Raw genomic sequence first — 17,987 nt, 5'->3', positions numbered from 1 at the left:
TTTCAATATCCTGGCAGCGTCCTGTTGCGCAGGCTCTCTCCTTTATATGAATACTCATTCAACTTTAATGCTGTTTTAAGCATTCGCTGCCTGATTAATTTTTCTTATAACCAACCGCTGTTTCATTCAAATAGGCCGACATAAGAAAAACAGATACATGCTATGTATCAGGGGTGCCGGACAGCATTTAATGCTGCCAGACACCCTGTCACCAGCATGGTGCAGAGATATGACGCCTGCACTACAGTGAGTCAGTTCACATTTATCGGCCGATCACCAGGTGGCAGAGTGAGACATTTTAAACCATAAAAATCAATATTTTCATATATTTATATGAGAAAAGCGCCTGATAAGCCCGCCTGGCCGCCCTATTTGACCTGATTACGCTTTCCCGATAAGTTGGAAATCCGCTGAAAGCTTTCCTGACGGGCCATTGTCTCGGCATATCTATGCAACAAGAAGACTCCCGCGTGGTTTAAGTCATCTCCTTTACGAGACCGGAAATCGAAGAGCAGCTCAATAAAGGACGTTTTACGGATGTCTGGAGAGAAATGCTCAGGGCTATGACGCGCGCTCGACAGAGCATGGCGATGAAAATGAAGCTGCGCCTCAGTTGCGCCCAGACCCTGAAACAGTGCAGGTAATGTCAAAGCAGTTTAAGGAGACCCTCAATGTCCACTAAAAAACCTCAATCCTATGGCTTGTATGATCCGACAGCAGGCAGTGACAGCTGTGGTGTAGGTTTCATTACGCGTAAGGACGGCGAGCAGACCCATGAGATTCTGCAGATGGCGCACAGCGCCCTGTGCACAGTGCCGCACCGCGGCGGTATGTCAGCAGAAGGCGTCGGCGATGGCGCAGGCGTCAACGTTGACCTTTCACTGCATTTCTTCCGCAAGATTACCGGCCAGCCACTGGAAGCGGGTCGCTTTGGCGTCGGCAACTTCTTTGTGCCGAAAGATGCTGAGCTGCGCGCGAATGCCGAACGTCTGGTGGATGAGACCCTCAGCAGTTTCGGCCTGCCGGTGATCATGAAGCGCGACATGCCGCTCGACAGCAGCGTGACGCGTCCGGCTGCCATTCAGTTTCAGTTACCGATTCTGCAGTGGATCTTCACTGCGCCTCAGGACGTGGCCGACCAGAATGACTTCGAACAACGTATCTACCGCGCCCTGTTAACTATCGAAGCACGCGCCTTTACCGAAAGCGAATTTGGCGGGCTCTATCCGCTGTCGCTGTCGTCGCGCACGCAGGTATTTAAAGCGCGCCTGAACTCCAATGAAGTGATTCCTTACTTCAAAGATCTGACCGATCCCGATCATCAGGTGCGCGGGCTCTTTTTCCACACCCGTTTCTCGACCAACACCGATCCGCATACCACTATGGCGCAACCGTTCCGCCTGATGGCGCACAACGGCGAGCTGAACACGGATCGTAAAAACCGCATCGCCGAATCGGCCCTGGCACTAGCGCGCGGCAAAAAGATCGTGCGGCCTAAAGGGCAGTCCGACAGTTCGCGTCTGGATCAGAGTATCCACAGCCGTCTGATGGAAGATAATCTCGATCTGATCACCGCCGTGGTTTCCATGATGCCGCCCGCCTGGGAAAACGACAGCTCGCTGTCAACCGAGGTGCGCGACATGCTGGAGTATTTCTCTCTGTATGAAGAGAAGAACGACGGCCCTGCCGCCCTAATCTTTGGCAATGGCGAAGTCATTGGCGCACGCCTTGACCGTCTGGGCCTGCGCCCGCTGCGCTCGGTCGAAACCGCAGACTATATCGGTGCGATGTCCGAAGCGGGCCAGATCGCCTTTCCTCCTGAAAGCGTCCTGCGTCGTGGCCGTATCGAAGCGGGCGGCATGCTCTACTTCGATCACCGTGAAAAACGCAGCTACACCACGCTGCAGGCGCTGGAAAAACTGGCCGCAGAGAAAGATTACTCCGCCCTGCTGCGTGAAGCGCGCGTCGGCCTGGACGATCTGCCGGAGATCCCGGCTGAGCAGCAGGGTTCACCGCTGCGCTATCGCGGCGATCTGAAAACCTATCAGCGCTTTGTCGCCTACTACTACAACCAGGAAAGCTTCAAGTTCATGATGGACCCGATGCTTAACACCGGCGCAGAGAAGATCTCCGCAATGGGTTACGGCAACGCCATCAACGGCTTATCCGATCACGAAGGCGGCATGGCGCACTACTTCTCTCAGCGCTTTGCGCAGGTTACCAACCCGCCGCTGGACTCTATCCGCGAAGTGGATGGCATGACGCTGCGTGTGGCGCTGGGGGCGAAACCGCACCTGGGCCGCAGCAAAGGCCGTCAGATTGTGGTGCCGACACCGATTCTCAGCCATCTCGATATGCTGCGTTTGCGTGAGCAGACCGTTGCCCCCTACGCCCGCTTCGAGATGCTCTATGAGCCGGTCATCGGCAAAGATCTGCTGAGCACGACCGCCAACGCGAACGCCCTGGAAAAAGCGATTGATGACCTGGCGCAGCAGGTGGTGGATTTTGCCCGGACGCAGGGCGGCATCGCCGTTCTGACCGACCGCCACATCTCCTCGAAGCACGCCGCGATCCCGATGCTGCTGGTGGTTTCCGCTATCAACCAGCGTCTGGTGCAGGAAGGTCTGCGCCTTGATGTGTCACTGGTGGTAGAAAGCGGCCAGAGCATCTCCTCGCACCACATTGCCGCGACGCTGGGCTTCGGCGCGTCAGCAATCTATCCGCTGGGCGTACAGATGCGCGCAGAGGAGAAATTTGGCGAGGGTGAAGAAGGCAATAAAGCCTTTAAGCGCTATGCCAAAGCTGCGGAAAAAGCCCTGATGAAAACCATGGGCAAAGTGGGCCTCTGTACCGTAGAAAGCTACAGCAGCGGCGAGTTCTTTGAACCTAACTTCCTCAACACCGATGACCCGGTGCTGAAAAAGTACTTCCCGAATATCAAAACGCCGGTGGGTGGCGCAGGCTTCGCGGCTATCGCGCAGATGGCCGTTGACTGGCATCAGAGTGCACTGAAGATTCAGGGTGAATCGGACGTACCGTTGCTGGGTCTGTTTAAAGAGCGCGCAGAGGGTGCCGGTCACTCCTACGGCACGATTGCCGTACGCACCTTTATCGATATGACCGAAGAGCCGATTCGCTTCGCTGATAAAGCGCGCGAAGAGGATAACTTTATCCGTCTGATGACGCTGGCAAAACTGGATAACGCTTTTGGTATCAAGCCAGAAACCTTTAAAGACAGCAGCTTCGAGCGTATTCCGGATGAGGTGATCAACAACTTCGCGATCACGGCCGACTATCGTCAGTTCTCCAGCCTGATGTATGAGGAGCGTAAGCGTCGCCCGGCGGCCCTGCGTGACATACTGACATTCCCGGCCGATCTGACCCATATCGACAGCGAAGCGGAGTTCCGCCGCAAACTGGGACGCTACTCACTGACCAACAACGGCTTTGCCATTCGTGGTCTGGTGTGTGAAGCGGTGGATGGCAGCCTGAATCACTTTATGCTGCGTCTGACCGATGCGATCAAAGGCCTGAAGCCAGAGAACGAGCGCCTGCAGAATCTCTCTAACGCCCTGAAGTTCCGCTTCGGCGACGATATCGAAAGCAGCGAGGTGGTGACCGGCGGTCTGAAAATAACCGCTTACGGTAAAGCGGCAGACTACCTGTCACGTATTTTCACCACCCTGCCCTCTCTGCCACTGAGCGACGTGCAGCCGGCGTGCGAAATCACCCGCACCTTTGCCTCCGGTGCGATGAGTCACGGTGCGCTGGTCGCCCCCGCGCATGAAGCGGTGGCGCACGGCACCAACATGGTCGGCGGCATGAGTAACTGCGGTGAAGGCGGCGAGCACTACTCCCGTCACGGCACCATCCGTGCCTCACGCATTAAGCAGCTGGCGTCCGGCCGTTTTGGCGTCTGGGCCGCCTATCTGGCGGACCCGATGCTGGAAGAGCTGGAAATCAAGATTGGTCAGGGTGCGAAGCCTGGCGAAGGCGGCCAGCTACCGGCAGCAAAAGTCACGGTTGAGATTGCGGCAGCGCGTGGCGGTACGCCAGGCGTCGAGCTGGTCTCGCCGCCGCCACATCACGACACCTACTCCATCGAAGATCTGGCGCAGCTGATCCACGACTGTAAAGCCGCGCGGGTGCGCGTGATCGTCAAACTGGTCTCCTCAGAAGGGATCGGCACCATCGCGGTCGGCGTGGCCAAAGCGGGCGCAGACGTCATTAACGTGGCGGGTAACACCGGCGGTACCGGCGCTGCGTCGGTCACCAGTCTGAAATACACCGGACGCGTGGCGGAAATCGGCATCGCTGAAGTTCATCAGGCGCTCTGCGCCAACGGCCTGCGTGAGAAAGTGCAGCTGCGCTGCTCCGGCGCGCAGCAGACCGGCAGCGACGTGGTGAAATCCGCGCTGCTGGGCGGCGACAGCTTCGAATTCGGTACCACTGCGCTGATGATGCTGAAGTGCGTGATGGCGAAAAACTGTAACGTCAAATGCCCGGCGGGCCTGACGACCAACGCCGAAGCCTTTGATGGCGATCCGCGTCAGCTGGCGCAGTATTTCCTCAACGTCGCCCATGAAGTGCGTGAGATCCTGGCGCGTATGGGCCTGCGTTCCCTGCGTGAAGCGCGCGGCCGGGCTGACCTGCTGCACCTGATGGATCACCCGCTGGAAGTAGGCAAGCTCGACTTACGCGCCATGCTCACCGTGGTGCCGGAGCTGAAGATCGAGAAACCGGTCTATCTGGAGAAAGATTTTGAGCTGGATGATGGCTGGGTTGAGCAGCTGAAATCAGCGCTGGTCGATCAGGGCAATACCGATGTCGCACTGGGCAACGGCATCGTGCTGAACAACCGCAACAAAAGTGTGGGGGGCCAGCTGGCGATCGACATTGAACGCATGCTGAACCATCAGCTGAGTGCGGCGCAGCTGCAGGCGATGCCTGCGGTTCTGAGCGATGACCGCGGTCGCCATTATCTGGCCCCTGCGACCGTAAAAATTTCAACCACCGGTTCAGCCGGTCAGTCATTTGGCGCCTTCTGCAACGATGGCATGCAGCTGACCCACTACGGCACCTGTAACGACGGCGTCGGCAAGGGACAGTGTGGCGGTGAGCTGTTTATCATGTCGCCGGGCGGCGGCGCGCAGGATGGCGATGGTAACGTGCTGATCGGTAACTTTGCGCTGTTTGGCGCGACCGGTGGACGCCTGTTCGTGCAGGGCCAGGCCGGTGACCGCTTCGCGGTGCGTAACTCCGGAGCCACAGCCGTGGTCGAAGGCGTAGGAGATTTCTGCTGCGAATATATGACCAATGGTGCCATCCTAAATCTGGGCACCTTCGGTAAAGGCTTTGGTAACGGCATGAGCGGCGGCTTCGCCTATCAGTATGATCCGTATGGAACGCTCGCCAGCCATGCAGCCGGTGATTCAGTACGCTTCGGTTCGATTGCCGATCAGGATGAGATGGCGCAGGTGCATAAGCAGGCCGTGCTGACCATGCTGAACTGGCATCTGGAGGCCACAAACTCACCGCGTGCTGCCTGGCTGCTGGAGAACTGGGAAACGGAGTGTCACCACTTTGTCTACGTGATGCCGCGCTCGCTGCTGCTCTATCAGGATGGCGGTGAGATCCTGAAAGCCAGAAGCCGTAAAGATCTGCTCGAAGAGCTGTCGACCGCGCTGGCCGGCCATCAGGTTGCGAAGTTCAAAGCGGCCTGGCGTCAGGGCAAGACCATTGCTGACGGTGCGGTACCCGCCTACGGCGCGACCGATACGCTGGAGATGTTTGTTCTGCTTAACAACTACACCGTTCTGAGCTTTGCTCAGCAGCTGGCCCTGAGTAAATTACCGAAAGGGACAGCGGTTGAAGATCCGGCGGTAGAAAAAGCCGTGCGTAATCTGCTGATGACGGAGGACTTTTCGCTGATCAGCAAACTGCAGCGCCATGCCCGTTCCGCCATCGAAGCGTATAACGATGACGAACTGGCCAGTCTGATTGGTTCCAAACGCATGTCAGATTACAAAGCGGCGCTGACGCAGCGCAACATCCGCTCCATGGACAGCCTGGCCACCTATGGCTGGATCATGTATCAGGATGCCTGTAACCGGGAAGTGCTGGGCCATCTGCCTGATTTTGAAGAGCTGTTTGCACGTGCGGCCTTGCCTGAAATCGCCGCGGCGGTGGGCAAACTCTCCTGACAGTCACACTGTTCAGGCTGAACTGAATGTTATTCATTGATCATTGCCCGGAGTCGTCGTTGTACCGGACAGATGCAGAACCGCTCTCCCCAGCCGCACACCGCGGTGTGGGAAAGCGGAACTGCTTAAACCGGCCAGCGTTACTGATGACGGGGAAGAACGGGATTGAGTAAAAGTACCCATGAAAATTCCTTATATTCCAGAAGATGCACCATTTAATGGCGATCAGAAATACTGGCTGGCTGGCTTTCTCGCGGGTCTTCACTCCCGTCTGCTGGTATTAGAAGACAAGCAGCAACCCGCTGCGGGCACAGGCGCAGCCGCGACCACGCAACTGCACATTCTCTACGGCTCACAGACCGGCAATGCCGAAGCGCTGGCGCAGACCGCCGCGAAATCGGCGCGTGCTAAAGGGCTGGTGCCGGTGGTTCAGGCGCTGGGCGATGTCGACCTCGACGTCTTTGCCACCATGCGCCATGTGCTGATCGTCACCTCAACCTACGGCGAAGGCGAGATGCCGGATAACGCGCAGCTCTTCTGGGATGCGATCTCTGCCAGTACCGCACCGCGCCTGGAGCAGATGCATTTTGCCGTGCTGGCAATCGGTGATACCGGCTATGACGGCTTCTGTCAGGCGGGCAAGTTCATCGATATGCGCCTTGAGCAGCTGGGAGCAAAACGCGTGGTGGATCGCATCGACTGCGATATAGACTATGAAGAGCCATCCAGCGAGTGGCTGAACAGCTCCATGCCTCAGTTTGCGGCCAGCGCAGGCAGCAGCGGCACCGTGCTGGAGAGCGCGCCTGAAGCACCGGTCATCCCGGGCAGCAACAAATCGAACCCTTACGCCGCGGCGCTAATCACCAACAAGCGCCTCTCTGGCGAGCAGTCTGCCAAAGATATCCGACATTTTGAGTTTGACCTGACCGACAGCGGCCTGAAGTATGAAGCGGGTGATGCGCTCGGCGTCATTCCGGTCAACGAGCCATCGCTGGTCAGCCTGCTGCTGACCCAGCTTAATGCCGACTACGAGACGCCGGTGCCCGGCTTTGACCGCAGCCTCGGCGACCTGCTGACCTACCAGTTTGAGATCTCTGAACCGTCGCGCAAGCTCATCGAATGGGTCGGGCAGAACACCACCAACCAGGAGCTGCGTCATGTGTTACAGCACGACGACAAAGATGCGCTGGGTGTCTGGCTGTGGGGCAAAGATAGCCTTGACCTGCTGCAGCTTGACCTGACGCGCACGCTGGCGGTGCCTGAGTTTGTTGCCCTGCTGCGTCCGCTGCAGCATCGCGCTTACTCAATTTCATCCAGCTCTAAAGCCCATCCGAATCAGGTGCACCTGACCGTTGCCTCGGTGCGTTATCACAGCGGCGGCCGTAATCGTGGTGGCGTCTGCTCAACCTACCTGGCTGAGCGCGTACGTCGTGGCGAAAAGCCAGCCATCTTTATTTCGCCGAACAAAGCGTTCCGCGTCCCAGCCAATAACAGCGCTCCGCTGATCATGGTGGGACCTGGCACCGGCATCGCGCCCTTCCGGGCTTTCCTGCAGGAGCGTCAGGCAACCGGCGCGCAGGGCAAAAACTGGCTGTTCTTCGGCGATCAGCATCAGGAACATGACTTTATCTATCAGGATGAACTGCTCGCCTGGCGGGATAATGGCTTGCTGACGCGGCTTGACCTGGCGTTCTCACGCGATCAGGAGAAGAAGATCTACGTGCAGAGCCGGATGCTGGAGCAGGGTGCAGAACTCTATGCCTGGCTGCAGGAAGGCGCTTACTTCTATGTCTGTGGCGATGCATCGCGCATGGCGAAGGATGTGGATAATGCGCTGTATGAAGTGGTTCGCCAGTTCGGTGGCCTCTCCAGCGAGCGCGCAGCGGACTATGTCGACCAGCTGAAGAAAGAGAAGCGTTACCTGCGCGACGTCTATTGATAGCGAAGGTGTGATGAAAAATCCGGTTTGCGCAGGCAGCCGGATTTTTTTATGGCTGACAGGCAAAAAAATACCCGCCGGAGAGGCGGGTATCTGTTTTAAGAATGCTGCGGTTATTTCACGACGCGCAGTGAAGGTCGTCCGCCCCGCGGCGGTGGATCGTCATCAGGCGGTGTCTCATCATCGCTGGCATCGTCGGGACGATCGCCATCAATCACGGACATCATAGTCTCTTCCTGACCTTCTGACGCCTCCTGAATATCCAGCTCGTAAGCCGGTTCCGGTTCAAACATCGTTCCGGCACCGTTTTCCCGGGCATAGATTGCCAGAATTGCCGCCATCGGCACGTTAACCTGACGAGGAACCCCCCCAAAGCGGGCGTTAAACGACACCTGGTCATTCGCCAGATCGAGGTTGCCGACAGCACGAGGCGCGATGTTCAGGACAATCTGACCATCACGCGCGTACTCCAGCGGCACCTGAACACCTGGCTGATTGATGTCGACCACCAGATGCGGCGTCAGCTGGTTGTCGAGCAACCAGTCATAGAAGGCGCGCAGCAGATAGGGACGACGTGCAGTAAGTTGCGACATTTCCATACGTTAAGCCCGTGCTTGCAGGCGCATTTCACGTTCAGCTTCAGTTAATGAAGCGAGGAAAGAGTCACGCTCAAATACGCGGTTCATGTAACCTTTCAGCTCTTTTGAACCAGAGCCAATCAAATCGATGCCCATTGAAGGCAGACGCCATAACAGCGGTGCCAGGTAGCAATCCACCAGGCTGAACTCTTCGCTCATGAAGTAAGGCGTGCGGCCAAACAGCGGCGCGATCGCCAGCAGCTCTTCACGCAGCTGTTTGCGTGCGGCTTCGGCTTCCTGACCACTGCTGTTCTCAACCTTCCTCATCAGGCTGTACCAGTCCTGCTCGATGCGGTGCATCATCAGGCGGCTGTCACCACGGGCAACCGGATAAACCGGCATCAGTGGCGGATGCGGGAAGCGCTCATCTAAATATTCCATGATGATGCGGGATTCATACAGCGTCAGCTCACGATCTACCAGTGTCGGTACCGTGCGATACGGATTGAGGTCAATCAGATCCTGCGGCAGGTTATCCATTTCGACCTGCTCGATCTCTACGCTGACACCCTTCTCCGCCAGAACGATACGTACCTGATGGCTGAAAATGTCAGTAGGACCAGAAAACAGCGTCATTACCGAACGTTTGTTGGCAGCGACAGCCATGAAAACCTCCAAGTTTGTTCACAAAAAGATACTGCGAATAGCCAACCACACGGCGACTCACTTGCTTGTCGAACTCGCACGCAACCTGGTCAGCTGCGCCGTAAAACTGACGCCCCGACAGCGGGAAGGCGCATAACGCACCGGCCTGCGGGCGCAAAGTGACAGAGAGTTTACCAGATTTTAGGCTGCTTGTGGGCGTGGAATGAATCTTTGCAGGTAAATTGAGCGCGGGCTTACGGTTTTCACCGTTATCAGACGGGAAGGCAGAAAATAAAAAACCCGCCGAAGCGGGTTTTTTGAGCCAATTGCCGCAGCCGGAGCTGCAAACAATTAACGCTTGGAGAACTGAGGACGACGACGTGCTTTACGCAGGCCGACTTTCTTACGTTCAACCTGACGCGCGTCACGCGTTACGAAGCCAGCTTTACGCAGCTCGCCACGCAGTGATTCGTCGTATTCCATCAGAGCGCGGGTGATACCGTGACGGATCGCACCAGCCTGACCAGAAATACCGCCACCTTTAACAGTGACGTACAGATCGAATTTACCAACCAGATCCAGCAGTTCCAGCGGCTGACGAACGACCATGCGGGCAGTTTCGCGACCGAAGTACTGTTCCAGAGAACGTTGGTTAATTACGATGTTACCGCTACCCGGCTTAATGAATACGCGAGCGGTAGAGCTTTTGCGGCGACCAGTGCCGTAGTTTTGAGTTTCAGCCATTGCCTTTAATCCCGATTAAATGTCAAGAACTTGCGGTTGCTGTGCCGCATGGGTGTGCTCGTTGCCTGCGTAAACTTTCAGCTTACGGTACATAGCACGACCCAGCGGGCCCTTCGGCAGCATGCCTTTAACCGCGATCTCAATCACACGCTCAGGACGGCGAGCAATCATCTCTTCAAAGGTCGCCTGTTTGATACCACCGATGTGGCCGGTGTGGTGATAGTAGATCTTGTCAGTACGCTTGTTGCCGGTAACAGCAATTTTTTCTGCGTTCAGAACGATGATGTAATCACCCGTATCAACGTGCGGAGTGTATTCCGCTTTATGCTTACCACGCAGACGGCGCGCCAGTTCAGTCGCCAGGCGACCCAAAGTTTTGCCCGTTGCGTCAACTACAAACCAGTCACGTTGGACGGTTTCTGGTTTAGCTGTAAAAGTTTTCATCGAAAAGCTTACCCAAATTAAGTTACACGTTGGTGAAATCCCAAACGCTTAAGTAAACGAATGAGGCTCACACGACCATTTTGACCAGCAAGCCACCCCTTCGGATAGAGTTACTGGAACACAGAGGATTTGGGAAAAAAATCCTTTGCTGTAACGTGGGGTCGCAAGATTATAGAGAAGTCGATTGCAAAAATCGAACCCTATTTCGGTATTTATCCTGATTATTCTCACGGCAGATGCGGCAGGCGCAGATACTCTTCGCTCTGCATCTCCTGAAGCCGCGATAAACAGCGCTGGTATTCAAACTTCAGCCGCGTCCCCTGATAGATCTCGGTCAGCGAGGTTTCTGCGGCCACGACCAGCTTCACGTGACGCTCATAAAATTCGTCAACCAGGGCCAGGAAACGGCGCGCCTGATCTTCGGTTTTGTAGATCATTACCGGCACGTCATAGAGCAGCACGCTGTGAAAACGGCGGGAAAGCGCGATGTAGTCATGCTGGCTGCGCCCTTCCCCGCACAGCGTCGTGAAGTTGATGGCCAGCACGCCGTTGCTGACGCCCAGCGTCGGCATCTGGCGATGGTTGATCTCCAGCACCGGCGCCTCCTCCGGCTGGCTGCCCGACAGCGCCTTAAACATGCGCGCCATCTCCGTGTGGGTGGCCTCGTTGAGCGGATAGTTCCACAGATGCGCCGAGGTCAGTGTCCGCAGCCGGTAGTCGATGCCGGCATCCACATTCATCACATCACAGTGCCGTTTTATCTGCTCAATAGCCGGCAGAAAACGCGCGCGCTGCAGGCCATTGCGGTAGAGGTCATCCGGCGGAATGTTCGAGGTTGCCACCAGGGCAATGCCGCGCTCAAACAGCGCTTCCATCAGCGTGCCCAGCAGCATCGCGTCGGTGATATCGGAGACAAAAAATTCATCGAAACAGAGGATGTCAGTTTCCGCTTTGAATTTGTCCGCGATAATCAGCAGCGGGTCGCTCTGCCCCTGCAGTTGCGTCAGTTCTTCATGCACCCGCAGCATGAAACGGTGGAAGTGCAGGCGCAGTTTGCGTTCGCCAGGAATAGACTGAAAAAAGAGATCCATGACCCAGGTTTTGCCGCGCCCGACGCCGCCCCACATGTAGAGCCCGCGAACAGGCTGGGGCGCCGCATTTTTCTCTTTACCGATCAATTTCGACAGGCGACCCAGCAGGCCGGATGAGGCGGGCGCGGCAGCCTGTTGCCGGGCAACCAGCGCCTGCTGCAGGGCGTCTAAACGGGTAATCGCTTCACGTTGTACGTCATCGGGCCTGAATTCGCCCTGCGACAGCGCCTGCTCATAACGTGCAAGCGGAGATGAGGTTTGCATTGTTGTTTCAAAGTCCCTGAATAGTGTCTGATTCATACCACGGTTGCTGAAAAAAAGGCCGTTCTACACTAAGCCATGCTGCTCCGGAGTTCCACATCCATAAGATTAACGGGTATAGTGACTATTATTGAAATGGTGCAACGCCCTACGGAACAATGGAAAAAACACGGGAGTCATTATGACCTGGGAATACGGGCTAATTGGTTTAGTGGTAGGTATTATTGTCGGCGCAGTCGCCATGCGTTTCGGCAACAAAAAGCTGCGTGAGCAGCGCAGCATGCAGTATGAACTGGAAAAATCGAAGGCCGAACTGGCCGATTACCGCGAAGAGCTGACGAACCACTTCGCACAGAGCGCCGAGCTGCTGGACAACATGGCGCGTGACTATCGTCAGCTTTATCAGCACATGGCGAAAGGCTCTAACGATCTGCTGCCGAATCTGCCGGGTCAGCAGAATCCTTTTGCCTATCAGCTGACTGAAGCGGAAGCTGACAACGATCAGGTGCCGGTGCAGATGCCGCGCGACTACTCTGAAGGCGCATCTGGTTTACTGCGTGGCGAGCGCCCTGCCCGCGACTAATCTTTTTGGGGCGCAGCCTGTCTGCGCCCGCTGTTTTTGCGAACCCTGACCACAAACGACTGTCACACTCATTAAATCCTCCCACTTTGCAGCGAGAGCGTTGTAGCAATGAAAAAACAAGCACGCCTGTTTAGCGCATTAGCCTTGAGTATCGGGATGAGCCTTGCCGCCGCGCCAGACGCGATGGCAACGCTGCCAGCACAAATTGCGGGCCAGCCGCTGCCGAGTTTGGCACCGATGCTGGAAAAAGTGTTGCCTGCCGTGGTCAGCGTTCACGTGGAAGGCACCGATTCCGGCGAACAGGCTCAGGATATCCCTGAGCCCCTGAAACGTTTTTTCGGTCAGATGCCTGGCGGGAATAATCAGCCACAGCCGTTTGAAGGGTTGGGCTCGGGCGTGATCATTGATGCAGCGAAAGGCTACGTGCTGACCAACAATCATGTGGTGAACGGTGCCGACAAAATCAACGTGCAGCTTGGCGACGGCAGTGAGTATGAAGCCAAACTGATCGGTCATGATGAACAGACCGATATCGCCCTGATTCAGATCCAGGGCGCGAAAAACCTCACGCAGATTAAAGTGGCGGACTCCGACCAGCTGAAAGTGGGTGATTTTGCGGTCGCAATCGGGAACCCGTTTGGTCTGGGCCAGACGGCGACCTCCGGTATCATCTCTGCGCTGGGCCGCAGCGGCCTTAACCTGGAGGGGCTGGAAAACTTTATTCAGACCGATGCCGCGATTAACCGCGGTAACTCCGGCGGTGCGCTGGTCAACCTGAACGGCGAGCTGATTGGGATCAACACCGCCATTCTGGCCTCCAGCGGCGGCAATATCGGCATCGGCTTTGCTATCCCGAGCGATATGGCGATGAACCTCGCGCAGCAGCTGATTAAATTTGGCGAAGTGAAGCGCGGTCAGCTGGGTATTAAAGGCACCGAAATGACGGCCGATATGGCGAAGGCATTCAATGTCGACGCGCAGCGCGGCGCCTTCGTTTCGGAAGTGTTACCGCAGTCTGCCGCACAGAAGGCGGGCATCAAGTCCGGCGACATCATTACCTCAATCAACGACAAGCCGATTACCAGCTTCGCTGAGTTGCGGGTAAAAGTGGGCACGACCCCACCAGGCGAACAGGTTAAGCTTGGCCTGCTGCGCGAAGGCAAACCGGTGACGGTCACCGTTACGCTGGAGCAGAGCGCTCAGACCACCGCCAGCGCCCAGCTGATGTCTCCGGCCCTGCAGGGTGCCACCCTGAGTGATGGACAGACCAAAACCGGCGACAAAGGCGTGAAGGTCGACACCATCGAAAAAGGGACACTGGCTGAACAGGTTGGCCTGCAGAAAGATGATGTGATCATCGGCGTAAACCGCAACCGGGTTCAGAACCTGGCTGAGATGCGCAAGATACTGGAAGGCAAACCGCCGGTTCTGGCACTGAACGTGGTGCGCGGCGATGAAAGTATCTATCTGTTGTTGAGATAAACCTCGCATTATGGCGGACACAAGCGCGTGTGTGTCCGCCGCTCTCATGTTATTCTGCCCAGCGATCTCCCCTGGCGTGATTTAACACCATGTTTCTTAAACTTTTGCGTGCCGTAGTGCTGGGCCTGATTGTGGCGGGTATTCTACTCGCAGCACTGCCTGCACTGCGTATGGGCAGCGACGCCCTCTATAACCACGACGATATCAACGACGAAACGCCCTTCAGCTTCAATCAGGGGGTGCGCCGCGCCGTGCCTGCCGTTGTAAACGTTTATAACCGGAGCGCCCACGGCAACAACAACCGTGGCATTACCACCCTGGGCTCGGGGGTGATTATGAATGCCAAAGGCTACATCCTGACCAACAAGCACGTCATCAATAATGCCGATCAGATTATTGTGGCATTGCAGGATGGCCGCTTCTTTGAGGCCACGCTGGTCGGTTCCGACGGCATGACCGATCTGGCCGTGCTGAAGATCACCGCCTCCGGCCTGCCTGTCATCCCGATCAATCCCAATCGCCAGGCGCATATCGGTGATGTCGTGATGGCGATAGGCAACCCCTATAACCTGGGGCAGACGGTGACGCAGGGCATTATCAGCGCTACGGGCCGGGTTGGACTGAGTTCATCAGGCCGCCAGAACTTCCTGCAGACCGATGCGTCGATCAATCAGGGTAACTCCGGTGGCGCGCTGATTAACTCGCTTGGCGAACTGATGGGCATCAACACCCTGACCTTTGATAAAAGTAACGATGGCGAAACGCCGGAAGGCATTGGTTTTGCCATCCCCACCGTTTTAGCCTCGAAGATCATGGATAAGCTGATTCGTGATGGTCGGGTGATCCGCGGCTATATCGGTATTACCGGTCGTGAGCTGCCGCCGCTGCATGGACAGGGCAGCAATCTGGATCGGGTTCAGGGCATTATCGTCAGCGTGGTGACGCCGGATGGACCGGCGGACAAGGCCGGGATTCAGGCCAACGATGTACTGCTCAGCGTAAACGGTAAGCCAGCCATCTCGGCGCAGGAGACCATGGATCAGGTGGCAGAGATTCGTCCCGGTTCCGTGATTGATGTGCAGGTGCTGCGCAACGATCAGAAACTGACGCTGCCGGTCACCATTCAGGAATTTCCTGATAACAGTGGTTAGCTGAAACGGGTGCCCGGTCAGGGGTGGCCCGGCTGATCGCAAAGAAGGCCGCCATCCCTGGCGGTCGGCCTCGCCATCCTGGCTCGGACGCTTTGCTCTTCATCCGCGCCACCCCTTCCCCTCTGCTCCGTCATCGTCTGTGAGTCACGGACTAGCAGCGATCAACCGGAAAGGCGATCACCTCACTCAGTGACTCTGCTTTTAACGCCAGCATAATCAGCCGATCGATACCCAGCGCGACCCCGGAACAGGCGGGCATACCGTGCGCCAGCGCATCCAGCAGATAAGTATCAATAGGATGGACCGGCAGACCGCGCGCCGCACGGCGACGGTTATCCTGCTCAAACCGCTGACGCTGCTCGCGGCTGTCGGTCAGCTCACGGAAACCGTTCGCCAGCTCAATGCCTTTGTAATAGACCTCAAAACGTTCAGCTACGCGGTGATCTTCGGTGCTGATCTCCGCCAGTGCCGCCTGACTGGCCGGGAAATGATAAACGAAGCAGGGTTTGTCCTGGCCAATCTTCGGCTCCACGCCCAGCATAAACAGCAGCATCAGCAGCGTATCGCGATCCTCTTCTGCACGCGCCAGCTCGCCTTCGCCCAGCTTCTCTGCCGCTTCACGCAGCTGCGCTTTATCTGCCGACAGCGGGTCCAGATCCAGGTGGCGGATAAAGGCCTGCTGATAGGAGAGCGACTCTGCGCTGTCACACTCCAGCACCTGCTGCAGCAGATCGTCCACCTCATTCATCAGGCGGTACATGTCGTAGTGCGGCCGGTACCACTCCAGCATGGTGAATTCCGGATTATGATGACGTCCCGCCTCTTCATTGCGGAAACTGCGCCCCATCTGATAGATCGGACCACTGCCCGCTGCCAGCAGGCGTTTCATATGATATTCCGGGCTGGTCATCAGCCAGAGATCGCGCCCCTGCGACGCACCAGGCCCGACAAAACGCGTCTGGAAAGGCACCAGATGGATATCGGTAATAGTGGCCTGGCTCATCGCCGGCGTATCCACTTCCAGTACGCCACGATCGGCAAAGAAACGACGCACTTCCGCTAAAATCGCGGCGCGTTTTAACAAATTGGCGATGGATGCGCTTGGTTGCCAGCTTGCCGTTTCGCTCATGGTGATGACTCCTGATACAAATAAGGGGTGGAAGTCTACCTGCAATGCCTGCGGCAAACAATCTCATGCCGGCGATGCCAAAAACAGCGCTTCGGCTTCTATACTTAAGCAGTTAAATCACAAAGGAATCCCGCTATGTCTCTATGGAAAACCCTTGTCGCCAGCCTCAGCGCTTTTCTCTCCGTTGCCTGTAGCACCACGCCACCCAAAAACGTCACGGTTGTTGAGAACTTTGACAGCCAGCGCTATCTCGGCCAGTGGTATGAGATTGCCCGCCTCAATCATCCGTTTGAACGCGGTCTGGAGCAGGTCACGGCTAACTACAGCCCGCGTGAAGATGGCGGCCTGAAAGTGATCAATCGTGGCTATAACGTGAAAAAACAGCGCTGGCAGGAGAGCGTCGGTAAGGCCTACTTCACTGGTGAGCCGCAGCGCGCCGCCCTGAAAGTCTCGTTCTTTGGCCCCTTCTACGGCGGCTACAACGTTATCGCCCTGGATCCCGACTACCGCTATGCCCTGGTGTGTGGCCCGAATCGCCACTACCTGTGGATACTGTCGCGCACACCGCAGCTGGAGCCGGGCGTCAAAGAGAAGCTGGTTGATCAGGCGCGCCGGGATGGCTTCCCGGTTGATGAGTTAATCTGGGTGAAACAGAAATAGTGCAGAGGGAATAAGCCGGTACAAAACCGTTTTCGTACCGGCTGTAATAACAGGTTACTTCGTGCTGTTCTGAATCGCCTGGCCACCCGCTTCGACGTCTTCACCCACGCCACGCGTGGTGTTGCAAGCCGTCAGCAGTGAAGAGAGCACCAGTACAGAGAAGATCGCGGCAATACTTTTCTTTAACATGACAATGTCCTTTTTGATGGATGTAAAGTACAGCGCTTTAAGCATAGCCGGATTTCCGGCGGATGCTGCCGCGGAACTTTAAAAAGGAGAAGCCGTTAAGGTCATTTTGCCGCACGCGAAATGGCACCACCTAAGTGGGAGACATCTTCGCCAAAACCGTGGAATGTGTTGCAGGCACTTAATGCAGAGGAGACCAGCAACGCGAATGCGATTAATTTTGCCAGCTTTTTCATTTTTTTCTCTCAGACAAGAAAAAGGCGCATCCGGAGATGCGCCTGCGACTCTTACTTCACGCGTGACACGTATTCGCCAGAGCGGGTGTCAACTTTCACCACTTCGCCTTCCTGAACGAACAGTGGCACTTTTACAACCGCGCCGGTAGAGAGCTTGGCAGGTTTACCGCCGGTACCGGCAGTGTCACCTTTCAGGCCTGGATCGGTTTCCACGATTTCAGCTTCGATAAAGTTCGGCGGCTGAACGGCGATAGGGCGACCGTTCCACAGCGTAACGATACATTCTGCGTTGTCCTGCAGCCATTTCGCTGCTTCGCCCACAGTCTTCTCTTCAACCGGGAACTGCTCAAAGCTTTCCTGGTGCATGAAGTGGTAGAACTCACCGTCGTTGTACAGGTAGCTCAGGTTGGTATCCATTACGTCTGCGCCTTCGGCGGAGTCGGTGGATTTGAAAGTTTTCTCAACGCGAGAACCCGTCAGCAGGCGACGCATTTTAACGCGTGCGAATGCCTGACCTTTACCCGGTTTAACGAACTCACTGGATTCGATGGCATACGGCTCGCCTTCGAACATGATTTTAAGACCGGGACGGAAATCGTTGCTAGAATAAGTCGCCATGAAGGCCCTCTACGAAAATTGATACTGGTACTAAGCC

At 56.4% G+C, this 17,987-nt stretch carries 15 protein-coding genes; 6 read left to right on the top strand and 9 right to left on the bottom strand.

The window, feature by feature from the left end; all coding sequences use genetic code 11:
- Positions 1-671 precede the first annotated feature (671 nt).
- Together AC1V0D_RS11525 and AC1V0D_RS11520 are read left to right on the top strand one after the other, a co-directional pair.
- Positions 672-6,203, top strand: coding sequence for a glutamate synthase-related protein (locus AC1V0D_RS11525; RefSeq protein WP_482907439.1), 5,532 nt, complete (start codon positions 672-674; stop codon positions 6,201-6,203).
- A 181-nt stretch (positions 6,204-6,384) separates the two neighbouring features.
- Entirely contained in the window at positions 6,385-8,142 is a 1,758-nt protein-coding gene (locus AC1V0D_RS11520) for a sulfite reductase subunit alpha (protein WP_009092478.1), read from the top strand.
- 113 nt (positions 8,143-8,255) lie between these two features.
- Here AC1V0D_RS11520 and sspB read toward each other — a convergent pair whose 3' ends face one another.
- From sspB to zapE, 5 genes are all read right to left on the bottom strand, one after another.
- Positions 8,256-8,741, bottom strand: coding sequence for a ClpXP protease specificity-enhancing factor (sspB, locus tag AC1V0D_RS11515; protein WP_009092479.1), 486 nt, complete (start codon positions 8,739-8,741; stop codon positions 8,256-8,258).
- A 3-nt stretch (positions 8,742-8,744) separates the two neighbouring features.
- The gene (sspA, locus tag AC1V0D_RS11510; RefSeq protein WP_009092481.1) at positions 8,745-9,386 is read right to left on the bottom strand and encodes a stringent starvation protein SspA; all 642 of its coding nucleotides are present in this window, start codon (positions 9,384-9,386) and stop codon (positions 8,745-8,747) included.
- 330 nt (positions 9,387-9,716) lie between these two features.
- On the bottom strand, positions 9,717-10,109 hold the full coding sequence (gene rpsI / locus AC1V0D_RS11505; RefSeq protein ID WP_008925401.1) for a 30S ribosomal protein S9: 393 nt from the start codon (positions 10,107-10,109) through the stop codon (positions 9,717-9,719).
- Positions 10,110-10,124: 15 nt separating this feature from the next.
- The gene (gene rplM, locus AC1V0D_RS11500; RefSeq protein ID WP_009092483.1) at positions 10,125-10,553 is read right to left on the bottom strand and encodes a 50S ribosomal protein L13; all 429 of its coding nucleotides are present in this window, start codon (positions 10,551-10,553) and stop codon (positions 10,125-10,127) included.
- A 227-nt stretch (positions 10,554-10,780) separates the two neighbouring features.
- Positions 10,781-11,908 (bottom strand): cell division protein ZapE, encoded by a 1,128-nt coding sequence (gene zapE, locus AC1V0D_RS11495; protein ID WP_482907438.1) that lies wholly within the window; start codon positions 11,906-11,908, stop codon positions 10,781-10,783.
- A gap of 178 nt (positions 11,909-12,086) precedes the next feature.
- Here zapE and zapG point away from each other — a divergent pair, with 178 nt between their 5' ends.
- The 3 genes from zapG (at position 12,087) to degS (ending at position 15,121) form a co-directional block, all read left to right on the top strand.
- Complete coding sequence (zapG, locus tag AC1V0D_RS11490; RefSeq protein WP_009092485.1) at positions 12,087-12,488, top strand: Z-ring associated protein ZapG; 402 nt, start codon at positions 12,087-12,089, stop codon at positions 12,486-12,488.
- A 108-nt stretch (positions 12,489-12,596) separates the two neighbouring features.
- Positions 12,597-13,970, top strand: coding sequence for a serine endoprotease DegQ (degQ, locus tag AC1V0D_RS11485; RefSeq protein WP_482907437.1), 1,374 nt, complete (start codon positions 12,597-12,599; stop codon positions 13,968-13,970).
- Positions 13,971-14,059: 89 nt separating this feature from the next.
- Positions 14,060-15,121 carry an outer membrane-stress sensor serine endopeptidase DegS gene (gene degS, locus AC1V0D_RS11480; RefSeq protein ID WP_046101068.1) on the top strand — a complete coding sequence of 354 codons (1,062 nt, stop codon included), beginning with the start codon at positions 14,060-14,062 and terminating at the stop codon, positions 15,119-15,121.
- A gap of 151 nt (positions 15,122-15,272) precedes the next feature.
- Here the strand turns inward: degS and epmA are convergent, their stop codons facing one another.
- Positions 15,273-16,250: an elongation factor P--(R)-beta-lysine ligase gene (epmA, locus tag AC1V0D_RS11475; protein ID WP_009092488.1), complete on the bottom strand. Its 978-nt coding sequence runs from the start codon at positions 16,248-16,250 to the stop codon at positions 15,273-15,275.
- A gap of 135 nt (positions 16,251-16,385) precedes the next feature.
- Here epmA and AC1V0D_RS11470 point away from each other — a divergent pair, with 135 nt between their 5' ends.
- Positions 16,386-16,910 (top strand): lipocalin family protein, encoded by a 525-nt coding sequence (locus tag AC1V0D_RS11470; RefSeq protein ID WP_111208268.1) that lies wholly within the window; start codon positions 16,386-16,388, stop codon positions 16,908-16,910.
- A gap of 54 nt (positions 16,911-16,964) precedes the next feature.
- Here AC1V0D_RS11470 and AC1V0D_RS11465 read toward each other — a convergent pair whose 3' ends face one another.
- From AC1V0D_RS11465 to efp, 3 genes are all read right to left on the bottom strand, one after another.
- A complete protein-coding gene (locus tag AC1V0D_RS11465) occupies positions 16,965-17,099 on the bottom strand; it encodes an entericidin A/B family lipoprotein (protein WP_003848302.1) in 135 nt (44 codons plus the stop codon).
- Between the two features lie 101 nt (positions 17,100-17,200).
- Positions 17,201-17,332 (bottom strand): entericidin A/B family lipoprotein, encoded by a 132-nt coding sequence (locus AC1V0D_RS11460; RefSeq protein WP_009092493.1) that lies wholly within the window; start codon positions 17,330-17,332, stop codon positions 17,201-17,203.
- 51 nt (positions 17,333-17,383) lie between these two features.
- Positions 17,384-17,950: an elongation factor P gene (gene efp / locus AC1V0D_RS11455; protein ID WP_009092495.1), complete on the bottom strand. Its 567-nt coding sequence runs from the start codon at positions 17,948-17,950 to the stop codon at positions 17,384-17,386.
- Between the last annotated feature and the right edge of the window lie 37 nt (positions 17,951-17,987).

The sequence above is a fragment of the Pantoea sp. PA1 genome, from assembly GCF_056856975.1.
The sequence above is the reverse complement of the archived record's forward strand: the minus strand, read 5'-3'. Positions and strand labels throughout refer to the sequence as shown.